This is a genomic window from Treponema zioleckii (assembly GCF_014737315.1).
Lineage (GTDB): Bacteria > Spirochaetota > Spirochaetia > Treponematales > Treponemataceae > Treponema_D > Treponema_D zioleckii.
Genome location: NZ_JPUF01000160.1, coordinates 1 through 626 on the forward strand (window position 1 = coordinate 1; position 626 = coordinate 626).

At 39.6% G+C, this 626-nt stretch carries 1 protein-coding gene; it reads right to left on the reverse strand.

Annotated elements, in window-relative coordinates; genetic code table 11:
- Nucleotides 1-18: 18 nt before the first annotated feature.
- The coding region (locus JI65_RS17015; RefSeq protein ID WP_191018352.1) for a transposase at nt 19-626 on the reverse strand (608 nt) is incomplete at its 5' end.

Sequence of the window (626 nt, forward strand, 5' to 3'; positions counted from 1 at the left end):
AAGACCTGCTATGAAATGTCAATCATTTGACGAAGCATTTTTCAATGCTTTTTCAGCAAGTTTTGAGACGTCAACGTCAGGAGGAAAAACAGGAACGTAATCAATATTGTTTTTAAGGACAGTGAAAACAACATTGAGAAGTTTATGAGAAATAAAACCGAGAGCCTGACTTTTGTTCTTACCAGAATCAAGTTTTTTCTGGTAAGCATAAGCAAAAGAAGGATCCCATTTTTTGATACTGTTTGCGGCAAGCCACAGGGCACGACGAAGATACGGGGAACCACGTTTGGACATGTGATAACCAAGACCTTTATTCATGCCAGATTGCTTAAGGACTGGATCAAGGCCTGCAAATGCAGTCAGTTGTTTTGGATCAGGGAAACGTGAAATGTCACCAATTTCACTGAGAATGACAGCTGCTAGAGTAATTCCCATTCCGGGAATCTTTGTGAGTTTGCAGTCAAACTTTGAGTAGAGCTGTTCAATGATTTTTTCGATTTCAGAAATCTGAGATTCGAGAAGTTCAATCTGCTCAATCATCTGTTTTACGAGCAGCGAATTTGTCTGCGACGAAAGAAGTACTGCAAATGAATTTCTTGCGGTTTTCTGGAGTTCTTCAGCTTTTT